Origin of the sequence: Devosia sp. (genome assembly GCF_036563435.1) — a bacterium.
Classification (GTDB): Bacteria; Pseudomonadota; Alphaproteobacteria; order Rhizobiales; family Devosiaceae; genus Devosia.
In genome coordinates, this window is sequence record NZ_DATCMJ010000012.1 from 121,415 (window position 1) to 143,233 (window position 21,819).

Below are 21,819 nucleotides of genomic sequence, written 5' to 3' on the forward strand. Positions count from 1 at the left end.
CGCCTCAAATCCACCGATTGTCCCCCGCACCGCGTTAGCTGTTAACAATCTGCTAGCCGAACGTGCACCGACGTGGCCCGCAGGAGACAAAATACGCACGCCTTTAGCGCAAGTTCAAGAAATTTGCGTATTTCACGCAAATTACGCAAATCGGCAGGAATTCGATTGCGCTTTCAGCACAATAGCTTCAGCAAAGCCTTGGAAAACTGACGCGTTTCCACATGCAAGGGCAAAAAAAGCGCCCAACGACCTTAGGCAAGTTTGTGAACGGTCTCACCCTCAACCAGCGACACGCCTATTTCCAGCTGCTGCACTGCACTCTCACCATCAAGCTGACTGGTTAGCAGGCGCACGACACCCCGCCCGATCGCTTCGCGGTCGACGCGTATGGTGCTGAGCCGCGGATTGGCCATGCCGGCGATAGGCAAATCGTCGAAGCCGATCAGGGAGAAGTTTTCAGCCATGGGCGAATCCTGGCCCAGAAGTGCATCCACCATGCTGACCGCCACACTGTCGTTCCAGCAGAACACCGCCGTCACATCGTATTTGTTCTCGAGCAGGCCCGACAGCAATTCGCGGCTGGAATGCTCGTTGGAAATGACCACTGCGCCCTCTGCATCCGGATGATCGGCGATAGCCGCCTCGAAGCCGCGGCGCCGTTGCCGGATGGTCGGCCGATGCTGGTAAGTGTAGTGGAGGATCTTGCGATGACCTTGGTCGATCAGGTGCTTGGTCGCCATGTAGGCGCCGTAAAAATTGGCAGGCGAAACAGAGCTAAACCGCATCAGCGGGTCGCTACCATTGGCAAGGATGATTACGGTCCCTGTTTCCTCAGCCCACTGCGCCATGTCGTCATCCGGGTCGATGCCGGCGAGCACAACTGCCTGGGCGCCAGACTTGGCGACTTGTTTACGCACGAGGTCCAGCGTCACCTTGTCTTCATGCACCAGCCGTACATCCAGCGCGATACCTGCCTCCGCAGCCTGGGCGCGCATGCCCTCAACAATGCCGTGGTAGAAGCTGGCAAGATTTCCAATGGCGCTGTTGAGCGGCACCAAGGCCAGCGCCCTTCTGTCTACCTTGCCACTCACTAAGGGAGGATGCTTGCTCCTATAGCCCAGACTACGGGCTACCCGCTGCACCTCGCGTCGCACCGCGTCGCTGATCCCGATTTCATTGGCCAGTGCGCGCGACACCGTTGAAACGGAGACGCCCAATTGCTCAGCAATATCGGCCTGACTGGCCCGCTTGACTAGCGCCATCTGCACCCTCACCCAATATGCAATATTTGCGTTTATTGCACAAAGCAAGTGATAAATGCGCTTCGCCGCGTGCTGATGGATGCTGAAGGCCATAGACATGCCCGTGAAGATTTGGATCGGAGCGAGAGACACGATCACACCGCCCAGCCAGGCCATGTTCCTGCAGGACGCCTTGTCAGCTCAGACGTCGACCGAAGTCGCTATCGACGAGCATGCCGCCCACTTTACCTATATGAACGAGCCGCCGCCCCACACTGCCGATCCGCATCCCAATCGGCCGACGTTCCTCAAAACCCTCGCCACCGATCTCAACAGGTTCTTCACTACATAAAGCAGCGCCTCAAGAATTCGGCCTGCGGCGTGCCGCCTGCCCGACCGCCCCATCTACTCGGCCTCACCGTACTTTACGGCACGTTAAGCCTAAACCGTCAATATCGAGCTCGGACGCAGGATCACTCGACTGCGGCGATGGGGATCGCCGTGACATGTTGATGGTCGGCACAGACGGTCCGGGCGGCACAGCCTCCCCGGCCAGGGAAGGTCAGGTTTGGCCGTCTCTTTTCTCCCTCCATTGCATGCAGAAAAAGGTTCGGCTCCGCCTTGTCCGTGACAGGCGAGGCCTCGGTGGGAGGTGTCTTCATGCTCGGTTTGGGCAAATCGGCTAGGCGGAACACGAGGGACGACAACCAGGCCACCGTCGATGCCATCATGCGCAGTCAGGCGGTCATCGAGTTCGACCTGGATGGGACGGTGCTTTGGGCCAACGAGAATTTCCTGGCCACCCTGGGCTACGAGCTCGGCGAGCTCGTGGGCCGGCACCACAGCATGTTCGTGGACCAGGAGCATGCAGGCTCGGCGGAGTACAAGCATTTCTGGGACGACCTGCGCGGCGGCACGTTCCAGTCGGCGGCGTTCCGGCGCATCGGCAAGGGTGGCCGCGAAGTCTGGATCCAGGCCAGCTACAACCCGGTCTTTGATCGCAAGGGCAAGCCGGTCAAGGTCATCAAGTTCGCCACGGACATTACCGAAGAAAAGAACCGGGCCGCCGACCACGCAGCGCGAACTGCAGCCCTCAGCCGCGTGCAGGCCGTGATCGAGCTCAACCTCGATGGTACCGTGATCTGGGCGAACGACAACCTGCTTAAGACCATCGGCTATGAACTCGACGAGATCGTGGGCAAGCACCACCGGATGTTTTGCGACCCCTCCTATGTGCGCACTCCGGAATACGAGCAGTTCTGGGCGCGCCTGCGGAGCGGCGAGATCATTGCCGCTGAGTTCCAGCGCTTCGGCAAGGGCGGCAAGGAGATCTGGATCGACGCCTCCTACAACCCCGTCTTCGACGCGCAGGGGCGGCAGACCAAGATCGTCAAGTTCGCCAACAACATCACCGAGCGCAAGCGGTCCGAAGGCATCATCGCGCAGCTGACGGGGAGCCTTGCCAAGATGGCAGAGGGCGACCTCAGCGGCCGGATTGACACGCAGTTTACCGGCCAATACGAAGAGCTGCGGATTGCCTTCAACCAGTCGCTGGGGCGGCTTCTGGACATCGTCACTGGTCTGCAGAAGACCTCGCGATCGCTCAAGACGGCGACCAGCGAGATCCTGGCCGGCGCCAACGACCTTTCCGAACGCACCACAAGGCAGGCGGCCACCATCGAGGAAACCTCGGCGGCAATCGAACAGCTGTCCTCGGCGGTGGGCGAAAATGCCAGGCGCGCCGCGACGGCCAGCCGGAAGGCCAGCGCCGTTGCCGCAGACGCGACCGAAGGCGGACTGGTGATGGGCCAGGCCAACTCGGCCATGGAAGCCATCGAAGCGAGTTCAGGCAAGATTTCCAATATCATCGGGCTGATCGACGACATTGCCTTTCAGACCAACCTCCTGGCGCTCAATGCCTCGGTGGAGGCGGCGCGGGCCGGCGACGCGGGCAAGGGTTTCGCCGTGGTGGCGGTCGAAGTCCGGCGCCTGGCGCAATCGGCGGCGCAGGCTTCAAGCGAGGTGAAGGCCCTGATCGAGGCCAGCGCCAGGGAGGTCAAGGCCGGCTCAGGGCTGGTGGCTGCTGCCGCTGAAAAGCTCTCGGACATCCTTGCCGGAGCGCAGGACAGTTCGACGCTGATCGACTCCATCGCCCAGCTCAACAGCCAGCAATCGGGGGCGCTCGATGAAGTGGCCGTTGCCGTGCGGCAGATGGACGAGATGACCCAGCACAATGCAGCGCTGGTGGAGCAGACCAATGCTGCAATCGAGCAGACGGAAGCTCAGGCGGCTGAGCTCGATTCCGTAGTGGATATCTTCAAGCTCGAGGGGCAGCAGCAATCCGCGCCCTCGTTGCGCCCTGTTCGTCTAGCACGGCGAGCCTAGAGCGTTTTCCCCGCGGCCCGATCGCCGCTACGGGACGAGGAACAGCCTGATCACAAGACCAACCGCGGTGACGGCGAGGACGCCCGCCACCCAAAGGCCGACGAACCAAAGCCACTGCCGGGGCTGGGGCGCTGCCATCAGTGGTAGCCTTCGTCCGGGTCCATCTTCCCGCGGAACACCCAATAGGCGTAGCCGGTATAGGCAAGGATCGTCGGGACGAGGACGAGGGCGCCCACCAGGAGGAACAGCAGCGATGAGTCAGGGGCTGCTGCCTCTTCAATGGTGAGGGCGCCGGGCACGATATAGGGATAGAAACTGATACCGAGGCCCGCAAAACTCAGGATGAAGAGACCCAGAGCGGCCAGAAACGGCTGGAGGTGCTTGTCCTTGGTCAGCCCGTGCCAGAGAGCAAAGGCGCACAAGGCGATCAGTGCCGGCACGAGGAACGAGAAGATCGCCGTCGGCCAGCCGAACCAGCGGTCGAAATAGACCGAATTGATGAAGGGGCTCCAGAGCGAAACGGCACCGATCAGCGCCAGCATCAGCACGCCGCAGCGCAGCGCCACCTGGCGCGCCTTGTCCTGGATCGGTCCGACCGTCTTGAGGTTGAGCCAGCAGGCGCCAAGAAGAGCATAGCCCACGACGACTGCGACGCCGGTCAGCACGGAAAAGGGGCTCAGCCAATCCCACCAGCCGCCCACATACTGCCGGTCGGCGATATCGATGCCCTGGACAAGCGCGCCGAGGGCAACACCCTGGGTGAAGCCGGCAATGGTCGAGCCGATCCAGAAGCCATAGTCCCAATAGTGGGAGGCGCGCTGGGTGCGCCAGCGGAACTCGAAGGCCACGCCGCGAAAGATCAGCCCCAGCAGCATCAGGATGATGGGTATGTAGAGGGCGGGCAGCACGGTCGCGTAGGCCACAGGGAACACGGCCATCAATCCGCCACCGCCAAGCACCAGCCAGGTCTCGTTACCGTCCCATACCGGCGCAATGGAATTGGTCATGAGGTCCCGTTCCTTGCGATCGGCGAAGAAGGGAAACAGAATACCGATGCCCAGGTCAAAGCCATCGAGCACCACATAGGCCAGGACCGCAAAGGCGATGATGGCAGCCCAGACGGTGGGGAGATCAATCGGCATTCGGCAGGCCCTCCCGGATCGGTTCTTCCTGGGCCGGACCTGGCATGATGCCAGCGGCGCGGTGCGGCCCCTTGTCCAGCTCGTGATCTTCATCCATCACCGGCACGCGACGCATCAGGCGGAGCAGGTAGAAGACCCCGGCACCGAAGACCAGGAAGTAGACGATGATGAAGGCGACCAGCGAGGCGCCGACTGCCGGTGCGTCCACGGGCGACAGGCTGTCGGCCGTGCGCATGATGCCATAGACCGTATAGGGCTGCCGCCCCACTTCTGTCGTGTACCAGCCGGCAAGCACGGCAACGAAGCCGGATGGTCCCATCAGGAGCGCCGCACGATGCAGCCAGATGTTGCTGTAAAGCGTGCCCTTCCAGCGCGTCCAGAGGGACCAGAGCCCGACGCCCAGCATCAGGAAACCGATGCCCACCATGATGCGGAAGGTGAAGAACGGGATCAGCGCGGGCGGACGATCCTCGGGCGCCCACTCCTTGAGCCCCTTGACCTCGCCGTTGAGATCGTGGGTCAGGATCAGCGATCCGAGCTTGGGGATTTCCACGGCGAAATGGGTTGTCTCTGCCTTGTCGTCGGGAATGCCAAAGAGGATGAGCGGCGCACCATCTTCATGCGTCTCATAGTGGCCTTCCATGGCGGCGATCTTGGCCGGCTGGTGCTCGAAGGTGTTGATGCCATGCATGTCACCAACGAAAATCTGTACCGGCGTCACCAGGGCGGCCATCCACATGGCCATGGAGAACATGATCTGCGCCTGCCGGTTGGTGCGGTCGCGCAGAAGATGCCAGGCACCGACACCGCCCACGGCGAAGGCGGTGGTGAGGAAGGCCGCCAGCACCGTATGCGTCAGGCGGTACGGGAAAGACGGGTTGAAGATGATGGCCCACCAATCCTCGGGGAGAAAGGCGCCGGTTGCGTCGATGCTGTAGCCGGCAGGCGTATGCATCCAGCTGTTGGCGGAGGTGATCCAGGTCGCCGAGATCAGCGTGCCCACCGCCACCATGGCAACGGCGAACATATGGAGTTTGTCGCCCACCCGCTTGCGGCCGAAGAGAGCAATGCCCAGAAAGCCAGCCTCAAGGAAGAAGGCCGTCAGCACCTCGTAGCCCATCAACGGCCCGATGACGGCGCCGGCTCTTTCGGAGAACACGGACCAGTTGGTGCCGAACTGGTAGCTCATGACGATGCCGGACACGACACCCATGCCGAAGGTGATGGCAAAGATCGTCTTCCAGTATTCGAAGAGCTTGAGGTAAACCGGGTCGCGCTTCCAGAGCCAAAGCGCGTTGAGCACCGCGAGGAAACTAGCGGTGCCGATGGAAAATGCCGGGAAGATGAAGTGAAAGGATACGGTGAAGGCAAACTGTATCCGCGCCAGTATTTCGGCAGTCAGTCCGAAGGTCATCTCGTCCATCCCGGCACAAGGCGGTTCCGGCAGCGTTCGATCACTCGGGGTGAAACGCTGTTGCCTTTATGTGATGAGACGGGTGGGCAAAGATCAAGGCTCGCGCGGGCGCACTGTTGTCGCAGGTGGCTGCGGCGCTGCGCAAGGGCATCAGTTCTGCGTGCCGGGTTCCAGCGACACATCGCCGGGTGGCAGCACGGCACTGTCGCCTGGCATGAACCCGCCATAGTTGAGGGCAAAGGCCACTGCCAGAATAACGATCGCCAGCACGAAGCCGCCGATGATCAGTCTGCCGACCGTGCGGCTGTCTTTGGTGTTTGCCATATGCGACGTCCACTTCTTCGGTGAGAACGGCAGGCCGAAGGCGGAGTTGCAAAGCGTAATCCACAGCAAGCCACAAGGGCATAGCTCCTATCCGGCCCGAGCAGTTGAGGGCCTGTTAACTTCCTGTTAAAGCGACGCAGCCAGCCTTCGGGTGTCCAGGTGGGAGAGCGCATTTGAGCAACATGGATGTTTTCAGCGTGCAGCGCGTATCGCGCGACGGTGTTGTGGACGCTTCAGATTGCGTCACGATCCAGGCGCAATGCGCAGTGCGTGCCGGAGAGGTCGTGCTTGCTGAAAGGCTGTCGCTGCATGGCGAAGTCATCCGCGCCAAGGTTTGGACCCTCAAGGACGATTTCACGCCCCATTCCATCAGCCTCTATGCGGCCCAGCAGGGCTGCTAAGTCCCTACATCATTCCAGCCTGATCCAGGTCGGCGCATGATCGCTGGACTTGTCCCAACCACGTACATGCCGGTGGACGCCCGCGTCGGCCAGGCTTGAGGCGACGGCTGGCGCCAGCAGCAGGTGGTCGATGCGCAGGCCCGCGTCACGGGCATAGGCGTTGCGGAAGTAATCCCAGAAAGTGAAGATCCGCTCCCCGGGGTGCAGCGTGCGCAGCGCATCAGTCCAGCCCTGCCCCACAAGGCCATGGAACGCCGCGCGCACTTCGGGGCGGAATAGGGCATCGTCCTGCCAGCGCTCCGGCTTGTAGACGTCGAGGTCCGTGGGCATCACGTTGTAATCGCCCGCCAGGATCACCGGCAGCTTGCTGTCGAGCAGACCCTGCGCATGCGCCGTCAGCCGCTCGAACCAGCGTAGCTTGTATTCGAACTTCGGGCCGGGCGCCGGATTTCCATTTGGCAGGTAGAGGCAGCCAATGATCAGGCCCTGGACTGCGGCCTCGAGATAGCGGCTGTGCTGGTCCTCTGGATCGCCGGGCAGGCCGCGCCTGGTTTCTACCGGTGTCGCACCGCGCGCGAGAATGGCAACGCCGTTCCAGCTCTTCTGCCCGTGCCAGATGGCGCCATAGCCGGCCTCTTCGATTGCCTTGATGGGGAAGCGTTCATCCGGCGCCTTGAGCTCCTGCAGGCACACCACGTCGGGCGCCTCTTCGGCGAGCCAGCGCAAGAGCACCAGCAGGCGGCCATTGACCCCGTTGACGTTGTAGGTAGCGATCTTCATGGCGGGCCCTTGTCTCGTGACGGCACACAGAAGAGGTGGTGCCGCTCCTCCAATGAACTTTCGACCCGGGGCAGCGTTGCACCGCAAAGCGAAGTGGAGGCCGGACATGGCGAGCGACGACAAGAACCGCGACGGATTGCCGACGGGCGAGCAGCCCGGGATCAGCAATGATGTCGCCGATCCCCATCCCTCTACCGAAGAGCATTACGACCAGATACCGAACCCTGGCGGCGACACGGCGCACGAGCACGACGACATCGGCCCCAACAGCTATATCCACGACGGCAAGGCCGCGCCGCGCCCAAAGAACAAGGGTTCGAGGCCGAAATGACGGCGATCAAGCTCGACGACGAGCTCCTGGACGGGCTGGAGCGCTTCATTGCTGACCGCAACGAGCCGCCTCGCGGCAAGATGAGCTACGAGGACGCCGTAAACGTCATCGTCAACGATTGGCTGATGGCGCAGGGCTACCTCGCCCTGCCCAACGATCCTGACCGCATAACGCCTGCCCTCGAAGCGGCACACGTGGACAAGTGATGAGCACCGAAATCGACCTTGCTGATCCAGCAACCAGCGGCAATGCCCTCCCCGCTTTGCGCGAAGCCAACCAGCCTGCTCGAGCGTCGTTCCGCCTTGCTTGGCGCAACAGCCAAATCCAGGCCAACGCTGAAATCACGCCCCTGGGTCTTCTTGCCATTGGCGGCATGGTGGGCGCCATCCTCCTGGCCGTCGCGCCGATCGTCAGCGCAGCACGAAGCGGACGGCGCCACCGCTAGCGGCGCCACCGGTCAGATCTGGTCGTTGTGCGGGCCCTTGGTCTCACCGACCATCCGGGCGAGTTCGCCGAAGGTGGGCACCCCGGCACCGTCGGCCATGTTATTGGCAAGCCTCAGGAGCCTTACGGGAAAGGCAATGGCATCGCGGTTTGCCGGCGACAAGTCTTCCATCACGCGATCGTCGCCCAGCGCAGTCTGCTCGGCAACGGCAAGGGCGTGATCTATTTCAGCGGTGGAGAGCAGCCCCTTGCGTGCCAGGGCCTGGTTCAGGCTGGCAACGGCGATGAGCAGGCCTTCGAGCTGGAGATTTGCGGTGTTCATCGAGCATCCTCTCATGATCTTTGGTGAGGAACGACTTCAATCCCATACCGTTGCCTTGCCAAACAGGGGAGGCGAGCAATGACGACGCCCAACGATCTCAGCGACAAGGCATTGGCGGTGTTCGCCTTTGCCATCTACCACCAGCTCGAAAGCGGTGACGCAGTCACCAGCGTCGTGACGAGCGATGCCTCTGGCCACAAGGCCGATCCCGGTGCGATTGCGGAACTGGTGGCAGCGGAGCTTGCCACCGAGGGCGAGGGGCGGCTTCACTTCACCCCCGCCGGGCAGTTGATGCTGTCGCAGATCGTTGACCGCATCCGGGGCACTTGGTGATGACGGGCTCGAAAATCCTGATCGTCGAGGATGAACTCGACCACGGTCGTGAACTCAAGGCCATTCTCGAGCGGCATGGCCATACCGTCCTGGGGCCGGCGCCCGACTGCTCATCGGCGCTCGAACTGCTCTGGCGCGAACGGCCCGACTTCGCCTTTGTTGATACCCACCTGGGCTCGGAAACCTGCGAAGCTGTGCTGGAGGAATGTGACCAGCAGGACGTGCCGGTCATCATCACGGCGCCGGAAGCCAGCCTACCGCATTTCGTCGGCAACCGGGGCAGCGTCAACAAGCCGGTCGACGTCACTGCGGTTTCCGGCGCCATCGACCGGCTGTCGGCCTAGCATCAGGTGGGTGCCGACTGGTCGCGGATCACGGGCTTGCCGAGGTCGCCAATATCCTTCTCCAGATGCTCGGGATCCTTGTCTTCGCCGGGCACCGGCACATGGGCTAATGGGTCGCGCTCGCGTTCTTCCTTGAGCGCCTCAGCAGCGAGGCGCTCGGCCTCTTCGCCCTCGGAGAGCAAAGCGGCGGCACGACGCGGCGGAATGCCAAAGTTCTCGGCGAGAAACCGAACCTCCTCGACCTTGTCCTCGTCACGCTGAATTGAATCGGCCATCACCGCCTCCTTAAACCTGGGCATCATCTGGCCAATAATCCGTGGCGGTCGCGAAGGTTCATAAGCGTCTGACGTCTTCAACGATATTGACTCTCAGGTACTCGGCATCTGTCGAATGCCGCCCACAAGCGGCCTGATCGGGCCGGAACCTCCATATCATCCATCAGTTGTCCCCGGACCAACGTGAGGACATCCCATGACACACCATCATGACAAGCCGCATTTCTCCGTCGTCACCGGAGCATCAAGCGGTATCGGCCTCGAACTGGCCCGCATCGCCGCCGAAAATGGCTCCGACCTCTTGATCGCATCGGACGGGCCGGACATCCACGCAGCCGCTGCCGAACTCCGGGCCATCGGTGTTCAGGTCGAAGCCCTCGAAGCCGACCTCGCCACCACGGCGGGAGTAGACGCCCTTTATGAGCGCGCTCGCCAGGGCGGCCGCCAGGTTGACGCCCTCTATGCCAATGCCGGGCGTGGACTGGGCAAGGGTTTCCTGGACCAGGACATTGCTGACATCGAGCGGGTAATCGCCACCAATGTCACCGGCACGACCTATCTGCTGCACCGCTTTGTCCGGGACATGCGGGACCGCAATTCCGGCCGGGTGCTGATCACCGGCTCGATCGCCGGGCTGATGCCAGGCAGTTTCCAGGCCGTCTACAACGGCACCAAGGCCTATATCGACTCTTTCGCCTATGCGCTGCGGAACGAGCTGCAAGACACTGAAGTCACCATCACTGTCCTGATGCCGGGGCCGACGGATACCGACTTCTTCGAGACTGCCGACATGCTCGATACGAGCGTGGGCCAGGGCAAGAAAGACGATGCCTACAAGGTGGCGAAAGCCGGCTATGACGCGCTGATGCGCGGCGATGCCCATGAAGTGGCAGGCTTCGCCAACAAGATGCAGGCCATGATGACCCGTTTTACCCCGGACAAGAAGCTGGCCCAGATGCATCGCGGCATGGCCGAGCCGGGCAGCGGCAAGCACTAGGAGCGCACCATGGCACACGACAAGGACGATGCGCCGAAGCGCGCACGCAAGGACGACAAGGACGGCCAGTTGGCCATCGTCGGCAAGAGCATCACCATCAACCGCCCGCGCAGCGAACTCTTCGCCTTCTGGCGCGACTTCACCAACCTCCCCTCCTTCATGCATGCCGTCGACAGCATCGAGATGGTTGGCGACAAGCGCTCGATCTGGAAGATCAAGGCTCCAGCCGGCCAGCAGGTGACGCTCGAGACCGAGCTTACCGCTGTGGTCGAGAACGAGTCGATCGGCTGGCATTCGGTGGAAGGATCCCAGATCCGCACTGCCGGCGTCGTGACCTTCCGCGACGCGCCCGCCGATCGCGGCACGGTGGTGACCGCCGAAATCGCCTATGAGCCGCCCGGCGGCGACATCGGCCGACTGGCGGCCAAGCTCTTTGCCGCCGAGCCCAACATCCAGGCGCGGCACGAACTCAAGCGGTTCAAGATGCTCATGGAAGCAGGCGAGATCGCCACGGGCGCCAACCACAAATCCAATAACGGAGAAGCCTGATGCGGGCATTGACTTGGCATGGCACGAACGACGTTCGCGTCGATACCCATCCCGATCCGGAGATCATCAATCCGCGCGATGTCATCCTCAAGGTGACCTCGACGGCGATCTGCGGCTCGGACCTGCACCTTTATGACGGCGTTATTCCCGGCATGAAGTCGGGCGATATCCTTGGCCACGAATTCATGGGCGAAGTGGTGGAAGTAGGCGCCAAGAGCACCCTCAAGAAAGGCCAGCGGGTTGTGGTGCCGTTCACCATTTCCTGCGGCCAGTGCTTCCACTGCAAAAAGCAGCAGTTCTCAGCCTGCGACAACAGCAATCCCGTCGAGAAGCAGGATGCGTCCGAAATGCTCTATGGCCATGCCATGGGCGCGGCTTTCGGTTATTCGCATCTGACGGGCGGCTATGCCGGTGGGCAGGCGGAATATGTTCGCGTACCCTTCTCGGATGTGGGGCCCATCGTCATTCCCGATGGCATGGACGATGACACGGTGCTCTTTCTGTCAGACATCCTGCCGACCGGCTGGATGGCTGCTGAAAATGCACAGATCGAGCCCGGTGATACCGTCGCCGTCTGGGGTGCAGGACCTGTGGGGCTATTCGCCGTGCAAAGCGCCGTGTTGATGGGCGCCGAGCAGGTGATCTGCATCGATCACCATCCGCGCCGCCTGGACCTGGCCAAGAAGTTCGGCGCCCAGGTGATCAACTTCGAGGAAACCCATGTGCGCGAGGCCCTGATGGAGATGACTGGCGGCATTGGCCCTGACGCGGTCATTGACGCCGTTGGCATGGAGGCCCATGGCTTTGTGGTCGACAACGTCCTTGATGTGATCAAGCAGAAGATCGCGCCCGGCGCCGATCGCGGCCATGCCCTGCGCCAGGCGATCCTTGCCTGCCGAAAGGGCGGTCGCGTGTCGGTCCCCGGCGTTTATGGCGGCATGCTCGACAAGTGGCCCCTGGGCGCCATGATGGAGAAGGGCCTGCAGATCAAGACCGGCCAGACCCATGTGCAAAAGTACAGCCAAGACCTGCTGCGCCGGATTCAGGAGGGCGAAATCGACACCACCTTCCTGATCAGCCACCGCCTGCCGTTGGAAGAAGCTCCTACGGGCTACAAGAACTTCCACGACAAGCAGAACGAGTGGACTAAGGTGGTCCTGAAGCCGGGCATGTCGGCATAACGACTGCCTGTCGCATGTTCCACTCAGCCCTTTGCAAGCCGCGCGGTCAAACGCGCGGCTTAATCTTTTCGGGAGGCGGAACGGCTTTGTCACAAGGGCGTTGGCCTTCCTACTCAGCGAGGAGCAAAAACATGAATCCCTCCGATCCCCAATATCCTCAGTCCGGACAGGAAAACCTGTCCTCCAACGACAAACTGACCGACCGTGTACAGGCCGATGGCAGCGCTGTCGCCGAAACTGCCATGCGCGATTTGCAAGGCATAACGGAAGAGGCTGCGGCTCAGGTAAGGGCCTTGCAGCAGCAGGCCGGTGAGCAGATTTCTGGTGCGACCGAGAAGGCGAAGTCCTTCGCAACCGATCAGAAGGACCTGTTCGCGGGCCAGATCAACGGCATTGCCGACGCCGTATCCAAGGTGGCCGGTGAGCTCGACCAGTCCGAGCAGCAGACAATCGCCCGCTACGCGCGTGACCTGGCCGGGGGGATTTCCCGTATGGGTCGCGAGGTGGAAAACAACGACGTCGACCAGCTGATGAACAAGGCGCAGGCCTTCGGTCGCCAGCAGCCCCTCGCCTTCTTGGGCGCGGCGGCGCTTGCCGGTTTCGTGGCAAGCCGCTTCGCCCTCGCTTCGGCCCAGCGCCACCAGCAGACCACGTCGGGCAGCTCGACCGGATCGAGCTCCTATTCGCCTTCCGGTTCGTCCAGTTCCTACACGCCGTCGGGTTCCTATGGCTCCACCGGCACCTCCGGCAGCAGCTCGGGATCGTATGGCTCCACCGGCACGTCTGGTACGGGGACAGGTAGCGGCACAAGCAGCTACGGCTCCACCGGCACGTCCGGCACCGGAACCAGCAGCGGTTCCGGCTCCTATGGCTCGTCCTCGACCGGCTCCACGTCGTCGGGCACCAACTGGTCCAGCAACTCGACCTCGGGAGGAAACCAATAATGTCCCAGACAAACGAAGGCCGTCCTCTGGCGGAACTGCTGGGCGGGTTGGCAAGCGACATCTCGACCCTGTTCCGCAAGGAAATCCAGCTCGCAAAAGCTGAAGCGTCCGAGAAGCTTTCGGCGACCATGGCCGGCGTTGTGTCGCTGGTCATCGGTGCCATCCTCGCCCTTGGCGCACTGGGCGTTCTGCTCAGCGCCATCGTCATGCTCCTTGGTGCCTTCTTCATCAACCAGGGCATGGATCCAACCCTCGCCAACGCGATTGCGGCGGGCATCGTCACCGTCGTCGTGGGCATCATCGGGTTCATTTTCATCAACCGCGGCATGCACGCTTTGAGTGCAAGCAACCTCAACATGAACCGAACCGCTGCCTCGCTTGGCCGCGATGCCGACATTGTTAAAGAGAGGCTCTGATGGCTCACGATTCAGAACATAAAACGTCCGCCGAACTGCAGCGCGAGCTCGAACAGCAGCGCAACCGGGTGGAAAACACCATCGACGAAATCCAGCAGAAACTGTCGCCCGGCCAGCTGGTCGACGAAATGCTGGCCTATACCAAGGGCGGCGGCGGAGAATTCCTGTCGAGCCTGCAGCGCAACGTCACGGCAAATCCGCTGCCGGTTGCCCTGCTTGGCGTAAGCCTTGCTTGGCTCATGGCCAAGCCGGCACCAGCCGCCGGTTCGTCCGACGCGCAATGGGACAACTCCATCAACCGCAACCGCGGCTATACCGGCGACGTCGATGACTTCGACGATGGCTTCGATGACTATGATTATGACGACGTGGATTATCCCGTCGCCACCATCAGCGGCTCCAGCCTAACCCGCGTCAGCCAGACTGGCGAAAGCCACAACCGCTTTGCCGAATTCCTCGACGAAAGCGGCAAGAAGTTCCGCGCACGCACCGACTCCATGGGCCGTCGTGCCGGACATTTCACCGACGAAACTGGCAACCGGTTTAAGGGCTTTGCCAACTCGGCGGGTGAGCGCGTCGTCCATATTCGCGACGAAGCGGGCAACCTCCTCGACGAAGCGTCGGGCTGGGCCTCGCATACCTGGAAGATGGCACGGGAGCGCATGCATGATGCACGCGACGCCCTCCATGCCGGCCGTCGTCGCGCCGGCCACGCCGGCTCGAACATGATGGGCCAGATGGGCGGTCTCAACGAGACCATCATCAACCAGTTCCGCGATCAGCCCCTGGTTGGCGGCGCCCTGGCTTTCGCTCTGGGTGCAGCTCTGGGCACGGCCCTGCCACATACGGAGCAGGAAGATGCCGTGATGGGCGAGGCTGCAGATAAGCTCAAGGCGAAAGCCACGGAGCAGGCCGCGAGCCTTTATGAAGAAGGCAAGGAAAAGGTCGCCGACCTGCATGACAAAGTCGCCGGAAAGACCGGCGAAATCTACCAGCAGGCCAAGGACGGCATCACGCAAACCTCCAGCAGCCAGACCTGATAGCAATTGACCGACGAAGCGCCGGCGGCCCCTGAACTCGATCTTGACCGCCAGAACGCGGCGCAACCAAATCGCGGCCGTCATGCCACCGACCCGACCCAGATTCCTGGGCCGGGTCGGCTTGATATTGTCTGGCGCCTCTACCGTGCCATCATGGAAGACCGGATCCTGCTGGTTGCGGCAGGTGTGACCTTCTACATGCTGCTGGCCCTGGTGCCGTCTTTGACAGCTGTGGTCTCGATCTATGGCCTGTTCAATGATCCCGCTTCGGTGGTGGCGCAGGTCGACCTGCTGACGGGAATTGCCCCGCCCTCCGTCCTTCAGGTGCTGCGTGACCAGCTGACGCGGCTCACGACCGAAAGCAACAACACGTTGGGGATCACCCTCATCTTCTCCCTTGCCGTCGCGCTTTGGAGTGCGAGCGCCGGCGTGAAGGCTCTATTTGAGGCCATGAACATTGCCTATGGCGAGGAAGAGCGGCGCTCCTTTATCCGGCTCAATGCGATGGGCCTGCTGTTTACCTTCGGCATGGCCGTATCGGCCGTGATCGTGCTGGCGGTGATCATCGCCCTCCCCGCGATCATCGGTTTCCTGCCGCTGGGCGAGGGGCTGCAATGGGCGGTGCGGATTGCGGGCTACATCATCATGCTCGCGGTGTTGCTGCTGGCTCTCGCCACGCTCTACCGCTGGGGGCCCAGCCGCGAATTGGCCAAATGGCGCTGGATCACGCCTGGGGTCATCCTGATCGTTCCACTCTTCGGGCTCGTTTCGGTGGTGTTCTCCTGGTACGTCTCGAACTTTACCGACGACAACGCTGCATACGGCTCCCTCGGCGCCACGATCGGGCTCATGACCTGGCTCTGGATCACGGTCACGCTTGTGATTATCGGTGCCGAGCTCAACTCCGAGATTGAGCATCAAACGGCGCGCGACACGACAACCGGCCCAGAAGAACCGCTTGGCGAGCGGGGCGCGCACATGGCCGACAGCGTGGGCCGCGCCTGGCCCCCCGATCGTCACAAGCTGGAAAAACCTATTCGGCCGCCGCGCAAGCGCATCTCTTGGGCGACCATGGCCTTTGCCCTACCGGCCGCATTGGCGCTGGGCGCGCTGCGCCGTCGTGACGGCCAATAAGGCGACACCGACCATTCCCGCAACCTTGGAAGCGACAATGCCAACCACCTCGAACGACAACGATCCTCGCCCGGAGACGGATATCGCCCTGACCGAGCAAGGACGCGGCGCGGCAGAACGCGCGGTCTTGGGGAAGAACCCGATGGGATCCATGGCAAGGGTCATCCTGGCGGTGATCCTGTTCATCGTAGTCTTCGGCACGATCTTTTATTTCGTGCAGCGCTGAGCCCTACGGTGCAGCGATCAGCACGATGACGACGATCGCGACCGCAAGCGCGGCAATGGCCGCGAAATACAGAGCCGAACCTGTGGCGGGATGGGCAGGCGCTCGCTCGTGCCGTGGCGTGGACTTGACGTCAAGCCGTCGCTCCTGCGCCGTTGGCGTGTTGCCTCCAGCCTCGGCATCAGTGCCAAGTGGCGCAGCAGCGGGGTCAGGCATGCGGACCTTTTCGCCGGTCTTGCCGCTGTCGATGCTGTCTCGGATCTGGTCAGTCGTGGGTGCTTGCATAACTCTATCAAGCCACGCGCGCCGATCTGGTTCCCACCCGGTGCCGAACCGCACCAAGTGCTGCGCAACCAAATGAACAAAAAGCGGATTTGAGGGTTGATCCTCTACAACACCCGCAGGGAGCCGATATGCCTGAAGCTGACGACCCGTGGATCGACAAGGACTTTGAAGCGCAAGTGCGCGACACGGCCTATTTCCTCTGGGAGAATGACGGTCGTCCGCACGGGCGGGAAAAGGAATATTGGTTCACCGCGCTCGACCGCTGTCTGCGCCAGCGGGAGGCGGACGCCTTGCTGCAGAAGGAGCCACCTCAGGATCAGGGTCAGTCCGGCAGTGCAGAAGGCCGCGATACGCACCTGTCCAGGAAACAGGCTTAGCATGTGTTTGCTGCTCGGCGGCGAGCAGCGCAGGTTGAAGTGGGGGCCAACATGACGGCACAACCAGATCTGACCGGCATGCGGATTGTCGTGGTCGAGGACGATACGGTGCTCGCCAACGCGATCTGCCGGGACTTGCGGGAAGTGGGCGCTACAGTACTCGGCCCTGCCCCGACGCCATTCTACGCCACGCAACTGATCGGCCGCCGCAAGATCGATGCGGCCGTACTAGACCTCTACCTTCACGGCGAGGCCGTGTTCGGCGTGGCCGACCTCCTGCTCGAGCAGGGTGTGGCGATCCTTTTCCTCACGTCCTATGAGGGTGAGCCCATCCCAGCGCGTTTCCGCGGCTGCAGCGTCATGGTAAAGCCAGTGGAGGCAGAGAAGCTCATCGGCGAGATTGTAGCGATGACGCAGCGCCCCAAGGCGCATAAGATTGCCGCTTCCATGCCAGCGATCCTGTCGCGCCAGGCACCGATGCAGACCTTTGCGCGCGCTCTGGCGCGCGGCATATCCTCGACTAATTAGGCAGGAGATAATGGCCATCAAACGAGGCCAGCCCGGATAGTCCGGCGAAATCGAGGATAGTCACCTTGCCATTGGCCAGGGTGATCAGCTTTTGCTTGCGCAGCTGCTGGATCGTGCGGTTCACGTGCACGGTGGAGAGACCAAGGGCCTCTCCCAGTTCAGCTTGGGTCAACGCCAGGTCGAACTGGCCCGAACTGCTCACCAGTCCGACGACCTTGAGCCGGCTGTAGATTTCACAAAGGCAATGCGCCATGCGCTGCATGGCGTCTCGCGCACCAAGGCTGATCACCAGTTGCCGCGCGGAGGCCTGCTGGATGGAGGCACCACGCATCGCTGCCACGATGATGTTGGGCAACTTGTCGGCAAGTGCTGAGAGCTGTTCGAGCTCGATGCGGCCAATGGTGCTCGATCCCAGTGACATCACCGACTGGCGGACCGGGCTGGACGAAAGGAAGCCAAAGTCACAGAGGTCACCGGGGACAATGAAGCCGGTCATCTGCCGCCGGGCTGTATCCAGCACCTGATAATGGCAGGCAAGTCCTTCCAACAGCACCACCGCTTCCTTGGCCGGGCGCCCCTCGGGCAGTATCTCAGTATGACTCGGGACTGTTCTCACATCCTTGATCAGGCCAGCGACCGCAGCCGCCTCGTGCGCCTGTAGCGGATAGAATGCGTGGAGGCGCCGGATGAAGACGTCTGAGATAAGCGCCGGCCGCGCGGCAGCCGCTTCCACGAATTCGTGCCTGTCAACAACTTGCGAAGTGATCATGGATCGAGAGTCTCATTTCCAAGCGGATTGGATGATGCCGTCACCAAGCCAGCAATGGTGGGGACCATAGCACCCGTAACCATCGCCTTTGCTAACATACGTTATCAACGTTGCTCACCCAAGATGGTTCAAGGTTGAGCCAAGTAAACGCGCCGCACGATCTTCATAGCGTCGGAGCAATGCCTTGATTCGCTGGCGCTCGACTTCGCCGTTTCTGGACTGCGCCATGGTCCAAAGTCCAATTTGAAAGGCAATGTAGCAAAGCTCCATTGCCCGAAGGTAGTCGGGAGGGATGGTGCGGCCGATGCGCTGTTCCAGCGATGCGGTCAGTTCCTGTCCCTGTTGCTCTGCCAGACCCAGTTCCACTTTCGCTCCGGCGAGGTCCCAGGCGATGTCCTGACAGCCGATCAGGTCGTGCGCGGCATGGTGATCCAGGCCATCGAGCTTGAGCCAGGTGCCGTCCGCCTGCACCCATTCCCATTCATGCATGCGGTTGTCGGTGGCGCAGTAAATGGGCGTGAACCGCTCCGGGTTCCTGAGGACACTGCCGATCTTGTCAGCAGCGCCCTTTCCCAAAGCCTCGCCCAGATTGTGCAGCGCCATTTCAAACAGCGCTCCCGTGCTCGCACCCGGCACGCTGACGGGCAGGCTGGCTCTCCGCGCCAGGTAGTCAGCTACTCGCTCGAGCGGCGGTCCGGCGGAGCTGTTGGCATCCCTCTCCACCCACGGCATGATCAGGAAGCCGTGGCAAAGGCCGCGAGGCTCAGGTGCAAAGCCAGCTTCGGCGAGGTGCTGCGCCAGCAAGTGCTTCTCCTCGCCGCTGGCGCCGAGGCCAACGAACTTGGCCAGCCACGCCTTGCCTCCGGCACGCGCCAGGAACTTGCGCTTCTCCATCGCTGGATCGGCCGGTGGCCAGATCTGTTCGGAACCACACCAGCGTTCCCTCCAGGCGCCGCCCGAAAGGTCTACAAGCGGGCCTTCAAGCGGGCCGACAGCGGAGGCAATCCAGTGCTTAAGACGCTGATGGTGCTTCGCGGGATTGAGAATGACCTGTTCGAAACTGAGGACGTGCTTGCGGGCACGAGTCCACCGTTCCCAGTGCTCGGAGCTGGCATGGCTACCCAGGTCACCAGCGTGGCTGGGAAAGAAATGGATGCGGCTGTCGTCCACGCCATGCTGCACCAGCCAGTCAGCAACACAGTTGAACGAGCTGCCGGACAGACCCGGCCCCTCATCAACGATCGCGAAGTCGCCCCTCCCCGCCAGGATGTTGGCGGCAAGATCAGGTCCGATCTCGACACGCCGCGCAAACGGGTGGCCGACCGGCCGCACCGTGTGAATGCGGCCGACACCAAGCCCCGCAGCGACGACGGCGGCAAGCCCCGCCCCTATGCTGCGGATGCCGATGACCGTCGTATCCGCTCCTAATCCGGCCTCGCGCGCAGCCGCGAGATAGGCCTCAGGGTAGAGGGCGTAAAAGGCATAGCCTTCCGCCCGCTTTGTCTCGAGACGACCAGCATCAGCCAGGGTACGCAGAGGGTCCAACCAGTCCACCGGCACGACCTCGCGCCCATCGCTATCCCACGAGGCGGCAACTGCCCGTGCCAATCTGACCAGCAGTGCCTCGCCGATATGACGCCGTTCAGTGGTTTCATCACATTTGCTTTCCGCGAACTCGCTGTCGACCACTGCCTGCACCAGTTCGCCGGTGCGGATAAAGGCTCCGGCCAGTTGCTGGTGCCGCTTCATGCCCGGGGACGCCGCGAGCCAATCATCGAAGCGGTGCGCGATCTCGGCCGCCATCTCCTGGGCCTCTTCCCACCGCGCAACGTCCCCGAAAACCAGCATAATCGGCACTTCTCCCTGTTTGAGCAGGAACAAAGCTTGCGGGGTCCCGTTGGTCTCATGATCAAGGGTTTTTCAGGAGCATTCAATGACGGCACGCAAGGTGCGCATCGGCATAGTTGGCGTTGGAAACTGCGCATCTTCACTGGTGCAGGGACTAACCTACTATCGTGATGCCGATGGTAACGAACCGGTGCCGGGATTAATGCATGTTAATCTGGGTGGCTATCATGTCTCCGATATCGAGGTGGTCGCCGCCTTTGATGTCGCCAACACCAAAGTCGGCCGCGATGTGGCAGAAGCTATCCATGCCGCTCCCAACAACACCATCCGCTTTGCCGATGTCGCGCCCACTGGGGTGATCGTGAAACGCGGCAACACGCTGGACGGCATCGGCAAGTATCTCGAAGACGAGATCGAAGAAGCTGAGGAACCCGTTGCCGACGTGACGGAAGAACTGCGCCGCGCCGAGGTGGACGTTCTTGTCTCCTACCTGCCGGTTGGCTCGGAACTGGCCACGCAATGGTATGCCGAGCGAGCCCTGGAAGCTGGCTGCGGCTTCGTCAACTGCATTCCCGCCTTCATCGCCTCCAAACCCGAATGGGAGCAGCGCTTTGCTGCCGCCGGCCTGCCCATCGTCGGCGACGACATCAAGAGCCAGGTCGGCGCGACCATCGTGCACCGTATGCTCGCCAACCTGTTCCGGGAGCGCGGGGTCAAGCTCGACCGGACCTACCAGCTCAATTTCGGCGGCAATACCGATTTCCTCAACATGCTGGAGCGCGAGCGGCTTCAGTCCAAGAAGATCAGCAAGACCCAGGCGGTTACCAGCCAGATCGATGTGCCGCTGCCCGCCGAGGATATCCATGTCGGGCCCAGCGACCACGTGCCGTGGCTCAGTGATCGCAAGTGGGCCTATATCCGCCTTGAGGGAACAACCTTTGGCGGCATTCCGCTCAATGCCGAACTCAAGCTCGAGGTCTGGGACTCGCCCAATTCGGCAGGCGTGGTGATCGACGCGGTCCGCTGCGCCAAGCTCGCGCTCGATCGCGGCATCGGCGGCGCCCTGATCGGCCCTTCGAGCTATTTCATGAAGTCGCCGCCCACGCAGTTTACCGACGCCGAGGCGCGTCGGCGCACGGAAGAGTTCATCGCCGGCGTCGACGAGCCCCTGCTTGGCGCGGCCGAATGACGGCAACCATTTTTCTGCTGCGCCACGCCGCGCATGACCAGGTGGGCCTCTACCTGGCTGGACGCACGTCTGGAATTACCCTCGGCGTTGACGGCCTCGCGCAGGCGCAGCGCCTGGGCGAACGAATGCGCCGCGAACAGTTCGACGCGCTTTATTCCAGCCCGCGGGAGCGGGCGCAGCAAACCGCCGAGGCCGTTGCTGCGGCTCGTGGTGGAATGCCGGTCGAAACCGTCGAGGCATTGGACGAAGTGGACTTCGGTGAATGGTCGGGAAGCACGTTTGACCAGCTCAACACGCGCCCCGAATGGCGGCACTGGAACGAGCAGCGCAGCCTGGCAGCCACGCCGACCGGCGAGACCATGCTCGATGTCCAGCGCCGCGCCATTGATGTCGTCCGGCAGCTCGTTGCGCAACCGGGCGACACAAGAAGCGCCCTGGTCAGCCATGCCGACGTGATCCGTGCCATCGTCGGCCACCTCCTCGGCCTGCCCATCGATGCGTGGCAGCGCTTCGACATCTCCCCCGCCTCCATCACCACCCTGGTGGTGGGCGACTGGGGCAGCAAACTGATCACGCTGAACGAGATCACCCCCTAACCAGAGC

General features: G+C 62.2%; 30 protein-coding genes. 20 read left to right on the plus strand and 10 right to left on the minus strand.

Features of this window, described 5'->3' with window-relative positions; genetic code table 11:
- Positions 1 to 251: 251 nt before the first annotated feature.
- Complete coding sequence (locus tag VIL88_RS06560; RefSeq protein WP_331987124.1) at positions 252 to 1,355, minus strand: substrate-binding domain-containing protein; 1,104 nt, start codon at positions 1,353 to 1,355, stop codon at positions 252 to 254.
- Between the two features lie 10 nt (positions 1,356 to 1,365).
- Here VIL88_RS06560 and VIL88_RS06565 point away from each other — a divergent pair, with 10 nt between their 5' ends.
- Together VIL88_RS06565 and VIL88_RS06570 are read left to right on the plus strand one after the other, a co-directional pair.
- Positions 1,366 to 1,593 carry a hypothetical protein gene (locus VIL88_RS06565; protein ID WP_331987126.1) on the plus strand — a complete coding sequence of 76 codons (228 nt, stop codon included), beginning with the start codon at positions 1,366 to 1,368 and terminating at the stop codon, positions 1,591 to 1,593.
- A gap of 308 nt (positions 1,594 to 1,901) precedes the next feature.
- Entirely contained in the window at positions 1,902 to 3,626 is a 1,725-nt protein-coding gene (locus VIL88_RS06570) for a methyl-accepting chemotaxis protein (protein WP_331987128.1), read from the plus strand.
- 137 nt (positions 3,627 to 3,763) lie between these two features.
- On the opposite strand, the gene cydB is transcribed toward VIL88_RS06570, so the two are convergent.
- From cydB to VIL88_RS06585, 3 genes are all read right to left on the minus strand, one after another.
- Positions 3,764 to 4,768 carry a cytochrome d ubiquinol oxidase subunit II gene (gene cydB, locus VIL88_RS06575; RefSeq protein ID WP_331987130.1) on the minus strand — a complete coding sequence of 335 codons (1,005 nt, stop codon included), beginning with the start codon at positions 4,766 to 4,768 and terminating at the stop codon, positions 3,764 to 3,766.
- Positions 4,758 to 6,182 (minus strand): cytochrome ubiquinol oxidase subunit I, encoded by a 1,425-nt coding sequence (locus VIL88_RS06580; protein ID WP_331987132.1) that lies wholly within the window; start codon positions 6,180 to 6,182, stop codon positions 4,758 to 4,760. Before VIL88_RS06580 ends, cydB begins: the two co-directional genes overlap by 11 nt.
- A gap of 150 nt (positions 6,183 to 6,332) precedes the next feature.
- Positions 6,333 to 6,506, minus strand: coding sequence for a hypothetical protein (locus VIL88_RS06585; protein WP_331987134.1), 174 nt, complete (start codon positions 6,504 to 6,506; stop codon positions 6,333 to 6,335).
- A 173-nt stretch (positions 6,507 to 6,679) separates the two neighbouring features.
- Here VIL88_RS06585 and VIL88_RS06590 point away from each other — a divergent pair, with 173 nt between their 5' ends.
- Entirely contained in the window at positions 6,680 to 6,907 is a 228-nt protein-coding gene (locus tag VIL88_RS06590; RefSeq protein WP_331987136.1) for a hypothetical protein, read from the plus strand.
- A gap of 9 nt (positions 6,908 to 6,916) precedes the next feature.
- Here the strand turns inward: VIL88_RS06590 and xth are convergent, their stop codons facing one another.
- Positions 6,917 to 7,687 carry an exodeoxyribonuclease III gene (gene xth / locus VIL88_RS06595; RefSeq protein WP_331987138.1) on the minus strand — a complete coding sequence of 257 codons (771 nt, stop codon included), beginning with the start codon at positions 7,685 to 7,687 and terminating at the stop codon, positions 6,917 to 6,919.
- Between the two features lie 106 nt (positions 7,688 to 7,793).
- Here xth and VIL88_RS06600 point away from each other — a divergent pair, with 106 nt between their 5' ends.
- From VIL88_RS06600 to VIL88_RS06610, 3 genes are read left to right on the plus strand one after another with little or no spacing between them, the layout of a single operon-like run.
- The gene (locus VIL88_RS06600) at positions 7,794 to 8,018 is read left to right on the plus strand and encodes a hypothetical protein (protein ID WP_331987140.1); all 225 of its coding nucleotides are present in this window, start codon (positions 7,794 to 7,796) and stop codon (positions 8,016 to 8,018) included.
- Positions 8,015 to 8,224 carry a hypothetical protein gene (locus tag VIL88_RS06605; RefSeq protein ID WP_331987142.1) on the plus strand — a complete coding sequence of 70 codons (210 nt, stop codon included), beginning with the start codon at positions 8,015 to 8,017 and terminating at the stop codon, positions 8,222 to 8,224. Before VIL88_RS06600 ends, VIL88_RS06605 begins: the two co-directional genes overlap by 4 nt.
- Positions 8,224 to 8,463: a hypothetical protein gene (locus tag VIL88_RS06610; RefSeq protein WP_331987144.1), complete on the plus strand. Its 240-nt coding sequence runs from the start codon at positions 8,224 to 8,226 to the stop codon at positions 8,461 to 8,463. The genes VIL88_RS06605 and VIL88_RS06610 overlap by 1 nt, the downstream gene beginning before the upstream one ends.
- 12 nt (positions 8,464 to 8,475) lie before the next feature.
- Here the strand turns inward: VIL88_RS06610 and VIL88_RS06615 are convergent, their stop codons facing one another.
- Positions 8,476 to 8,784 (minus strand): hypothetical protein, encoded by a 309-nt coding sequence (locus VIL88_RS06615; protein ID WP_331987145.1) that lies wholly within the window; start codon positions 8,782 to 8,784, stop codon positions 8,476 to 8,478.
- Positions 8,785 to 8,862: 78 nt separating this feature from the next.
- Here VIL88_RS06615 and VIL88_RS06620 point away from each other — a divergent pair, with 78 nt between their 5' ends.
- Both VIL88_RS06620 and VIL88_RS06625 read left to right on the plus strand, forming a co-directional pair.
- Entirely contained in the window at positions 8,863 to 9,117 is a 255-nt protein-coding gene (locus VIL88_RS06620) for a hypothetical protein (RefSeq protein ID WP_331987146.1), read from the plus strand.
- A complete protein-coding gene (locus VIL88_RS06625) occupies positions 9,117 to 9,461 on the plus strand; it encodes a response regulator (protein ID WP_331987148.1) in 345 nt (114 codons plus the stop codon). Before VIL88_RS06620 ends, VIL88_RS06625 begins: the two co-directional genes overlap by 1 nt.
- Before the next feature lie 2 nt (positions 9,462 to 9,463).
- Here VIL88_RS06625 and VIL88_RS06630 read toward each other — a convergent pair whose 3' ends face one another.
- A complete protein-coding gene (locus tag VIL88_RS06630) occupies positions 9,464 to 9,736 on the minus strand; it encodes a hypothetical protein (RefSeq protein WP_331987149.1) in 273 nt (90 codons plus the stop codon).
- A 196-nt stretch (positions 9,737 to 9,932) separates the two neighbouring features.
- Here VIL88_RS06630 and VIL88_RS06635 point away from each other — a divergent pair, with 196 nt between their 5' ends.
- From VIL88_RS06635 to VIL88_RS06670, 8 genes are all read left to right on the plus strand, one after another.
- Positions 9,933 to 10,733: an SDR family NAD(P)-dependent oxidoreductase gene (locus VIL88_RS06635; protein WP_331987151.1), complete on the plus strand. Its 801-nt coding sequence runs from the start codon at positions 9,933 to 9,935 to the stop codon at positions 10,731 to 10,733.
- A 9-nt stretch (positions 10,734 to 10,742) separates the two neighbouring features.
- The gene (locus VIL88_RS06640; protein ID WP_331987152.1) at positions 10,743 to 11,282 is read left to right on the plus strand and encodes an SRPBCC family protein; all 540 of its coding nucleotides are present in this window, start codon (positions 10,743 to 10,745) and stop codon (positions 11,280 to 11,282) included.
- On the plus strand, positions 11,282 to 12,463 hold the full coding sequence (locus tag VIL88_RS06645; protein ID WP_331987154.1) for a zinc-dependent alcohol dehydrogenase: 1,182 nt from the start codon (positions 11,282 to 11,284) through the stop codon (positions 12,461 to 12,463). The genes VIL88_RS06640 and VIL88_RS06645 overlap by 1 nt, the downstream gene beginning before the upstream one ends.
- Before the next feature lie 131 nt (positions 12,464 to 12,594).
- Positions 12,595 to 13,407, plus strand: coding sequence for a hypothetical protein (locus tag VIL88_RS06650; RefSeq protein ID WP_331987155.1), 813 nt, complete (start codon positions 12,595 to 12,597; stop codon positions 13,405 to 13,407).
- Entirely contained in the window at positions 13,407 to 13,823 is a 417-nt protein-coding gene (locus VIL88_RS06655) for a phage holin family protein (RefSeq protein ID WP_331987156.1), read from the plus strand. Before VIL88_RS06650 ends, VIL88_RS06655 begins: the two co-directional genes overlap by 1 nt.
- Complete coding sequence (locus VIL88_RS06660; protein WP_331987158.1) at positions 13,823 to 14,863, plus strand: DUF3618 domain-containing protein; 1,041 nt, start codon at positions 13,823 to 13,825, stop codon at positions 14,861 to 14,863. The genes VIL88_RS06655 and VIL88_RS06660 overlap by 1 nt, the downstream gene beginning before the upstream one ends.
- 6 nt (positions 14,864 to 14,869) lie before the next feature.
- Complete coding sequence (locus tag VIL88_RS06665) at positions 14,870 to 15,997, plus strand: YihY/virulence factor BrkB family protein (protein ID WP_331987159.1); 1,128 nt, start codon at positions 14,870 to 14,872, stop codon at positions 15,995 to 15,997.
- Between the two features lie 37 nt (positions 15,998 to 16,034).
- Entirely contained in the window at positions 16,035 to 16,223 is a 189-nt protein-coding gene (locus tag VIL88_RS06670) for a hypothetical protein (protein ID WP_331987160.1), read from the plus strand.
- A 3-nt stretch (positions 16,224 to 16,226) separates the two neighbouring features.
- Here the strand turns inward: VIL88_RS06670 and VIL88_RS06675 are convergent, their stop codons facing one another.
- Positions 16,227 to 16,505, minus strand: coding sequence for a hypothetical protein (locus VIL88_RS06675; protein ID WP_331987162.1), 279 nt, complete (start codon positions 16,503 to 16,505; stop codon positions 16,227 to 16,229).
- A gap of 128 nt (positions 16,506 to 16,633) precedes the next feature.
- Between VIL88_RS06675 and VIL88_RS06680 the strand changes: the two genes are divergently transcribed.
- Together VIL88_RS06680 and VIL88_RS06685 are read left to right on the plus strand one after the other, a co-directional pair.
- Positions 16,634 to 16,882 carry a DUF2934 domain-containing protein gene (locus VIL88_RS06680; protein WP_331987163.1) on the plus strand — a complete coding sequence of 83 codons (249 nt, stop codon included), beginning with the start codon at positions 16,634 to 16,636 and terminating at the stop codon, positions 16,880 to 16,882.
- 51 nt (positions 16,883 to 16,933) lie between these two features.
- Positions 16,934 to 17,410, plus strand: coding sequence for a response regulator (locus VIL88_RS06685; RefSeq protein ID WP_331987165.1), 477 nt, complete (start codon positions 16,934 to 16,936; stop codon positions 17,408 to 17,410).
- On the opposite strand, the gene VIL88_RS06690 is transcribed toward VIL88_RS06685, so the two are convergent.
- Positions 17,403 to 18,179: a Crp/Fnr family transcriptional regulator gene (locus VIL88_RS06690; protein WP_331987166.1), complete on the minus strand. Its 777-nt coding sequence runs from the start codon at positions 18,177 to 18,179 to the stop codon at positions 17,403 to 17,405. The genes VIL88_RS06685 and VIL88_RS06690 overlap by 8 nt on opposite strands.
- Before the next feature lie 114 nt (positions 18,180 to 18,293).
- Positions 18,294 to 20,060 (minus strand): hypothetical protein, encoded by a 1,767-nt coding sequence (locus VIL88_RS06695; protein ID WP_331987167.1) that lies wholly within the window; start codon positions 20,058 to 20,060, stop codon positions 18,294 to 18,296.
- 52 nt (positions 20,061 to 20,112) lie between these two features.
- Between VIL88_RS06695 and VIL88_RS06700 the strand changes: the two genes are divergently transcribed.
- On the plus strand, positions 20,113 to 21,216 hold the full coding sequence (locus VIL88_RS06700; RefSeq protein WP_331987169.1) for an inositol-3-phosphate synthase: 1,104 nt from the start codon (positions 20,113 to 20,115) through the stop codon (positions 21,214 to 21,216).
- Positions 21,213 to 21,812: a histidine phosphatase family protein gene (locus VIL88_RS06705; RefSeq protein WP_331987171.1), complete on the plus strand. Its 600-nt coding sequence runs from the start codon at positions 21,213 to 21,215 to the stop codon at positions 21,810 to 21,812. Before VIL88_RS06700 ends, VIL88_RS06705 begins: the two co-directional genes overlap by 4 nt.
- The last annotated feature ends 7 nt before the right edge of the window (positions 21,813 to 21,819 follow it).

What these genes read in the sequence shown, in the direction of transcription:
- VIL88_RS06560 (WP_331987124.1), bottom strand. Translation starts at nt 1,355, where the DNA reads ATGGCCTTCAGCATCCATCAGCACGCGGCGAAGCGCATTTATCACTTG.
- VIL88_RS06570 (WP_331987128.1), top strand. Translation starts at nt 1,902, where the DNA reads ATGCTCGGTTTGGGCAAATCGGCTAGGCGGAACACGAGGGACGACAAC.
- cydB (WP_331987130.1), bottom strand. Translation starts at nt 4,768, where the DNA reads ATGCCGATTGATCTCCCCACCGTCTGGGCTGCCATCATCGCCTTTGCG.
- VIL88_RS06580 (WP_331987132.1), bottom strand. Translation starts at nt 6,182, where the DNA reads ATGACCTTCGGACTGACTGCCGAAATACTGGCGCGGATACAGTTTGCC.
- VIL88_RS06585 (WP_331987134.1), bottom strand. Translation starts at nt 6,506, where the DNA reads ATGGCAAACACCAAAGACAGCCGCACGGTCGGCAGACTGATCATCGGC.
- xth (WP_331987138.1), bottom strand. Translation starts at nt 7,687, where the DNA reads ATGAAGATCGCTACCTACAACGTCAACGGGGTCAATGGCCGCCTGCTG.
- VIL88_RS06600 (WP_331987140.1), top strand. Translation starts at nt 7,794, where the DNA reads ATGGCGAGCGACGACAAGAACCGCGACGGATTGCCGACGGGCGAGCAG.
- VIL88_RS06605 (WP_331987142.1), top strand. Translation starts at nt 8,015, where the DNA reads ATGACGGCGATCAAGCTCGACGACGAGCTCCTGGACGGGCTGGAGCGC.
- VIL88_RS06610 (WP_331987144.1), top strand. Translation starts at nt 8,224, where the DNA reads ATGAGCACCGAAATCGACCTTGCTGATCCAGCAACCAGCGGCAATGCC.
- VIL88_RS06615 (WP_331987145.1), bottom strand. Translation starts at nt 8,784, where the DNA reads ATGAACACCGCAAATCTCCAGCTCGAAGGCCTGCTCATCGCCGTTGCC.
- VIL88_RS06620 (WP_331987146.1), top strand. Translation starts at nt 8,863, where the DNA reads ATGACGACGCCCAACGATCTCAGCGACAAGGCATTGGCGGTGTTCGCC.
- VIL88_RS06625 (WP_331987148.1), top strand. Translation starts at nt 9,117, where the DNA reads ATGACGGGCTCGAAAATCCTGATCGTCGAGGATGAACTCGACCACGGT.
- VIL88_RS06630 (WP_331987149.1), bottom strand. Translation starts at nt 9,736, where the DNA reads ATGGCCGATTCAATTCAGCGTGACGAGGACAAGGTCGAGGAGGTTCGG.
- VIL88_RS06635 (WP_331987151.1), top strand. Translation starts at nt 9,933, where the DNA reads ATGACACACCATCATGACAAGCCGCATTTCTCCGTCGTCACCGGAGCA.
- VIL88_RS06640 (WP_331987152.1), top strand. Translation starts at nt 10,743, where the DNA reads ATGGCACACGACAAGGACGATGCGCCGAAGCGCGCACGCAAGGACGAC.
- VIL88_RS06645 (WP_331987154.1), top strand. Translation starts at nt 11,282, where the DNA reads ATGCGGGCATTGACTTGGCATGGCACGAACGACGTTCGCGTCGATACC.
- VIL88_RS06650 (WP_331987155.1), top strand. Translation starts at nt 12,595, where the DNA reads ATGAATCCCTCCGATCCCCAATATCCTCAGTCCGGACAGGAAAACCTG.
- VIL88_RS06655 (WP_331987156.1), top strand. Translation starts at nt 13,407, where the DNA reads ATGTCCCAGACAAACGAAGGCCGTCCTCTGGCGGAACTGCTGGGCGGG.
- VIL88_RS06660 (WP_331987158.1), top strand. Translation starts at nt 13,823, where the DNA reads ATGGCTCACGATTCAGAACATAAAACGTCCGCCGAACTGCAGCGCGAG.
- VIL88_RS06670 (WP_331987160.1), top strand. Translation starts at nt 16,035, where the DNA reads ATGCCAACCACCTCGAACGACAACGATCCTCGCCCGGAGACGGATATC.
- VIL88_RS06675 (WP_331987162.1), bottom strand. Translation starts at nt 16,505, where the DNA reads ATGCAAGCACCCACGACTGACCAGATCCGAGACAGCATCGACAGCGGC.
- VIL88_RS06680 (WP_331987163.1), top strand. Translation starts at nt 16,634, where the DNA reads ATGCCTGAAGCTGACGACCCGTGGATCGACAAGGACTTTGAAGCGCAA.
- VIL88_RS06685 (WP_331987165.1), top strand. Translation starts at nt 16,934, where the DNA reads ATGACGGCACAACCAGATCTGACCGGCATGCGGATTGTCGTGGTCGAG.
- VIL88_RS06690 (WP_331987166.1), bottom strand. Translation starts at nt 18,179, where the DNA reads ATGATCACTTCGCAAGTTGTTGACAGGCACGAATTCGTGGAAGCGGCT.
- VIL88_RS06700 (WP_331987169.1), top strand. Translation starts at nt 20,113, where the DNA reads ATGACGGCACGCAAGGTGCGCATCGGCATAGTTGGCGTTGGAAACTGC.
- VIL88_RS06705 (WP_331987171.1), top strand. Translation starts at nt 21,213, where the DNA reads ATGACGGCAACCATTTTTCTGCTGCGCCACGCCGCGCATGACCAGGTG.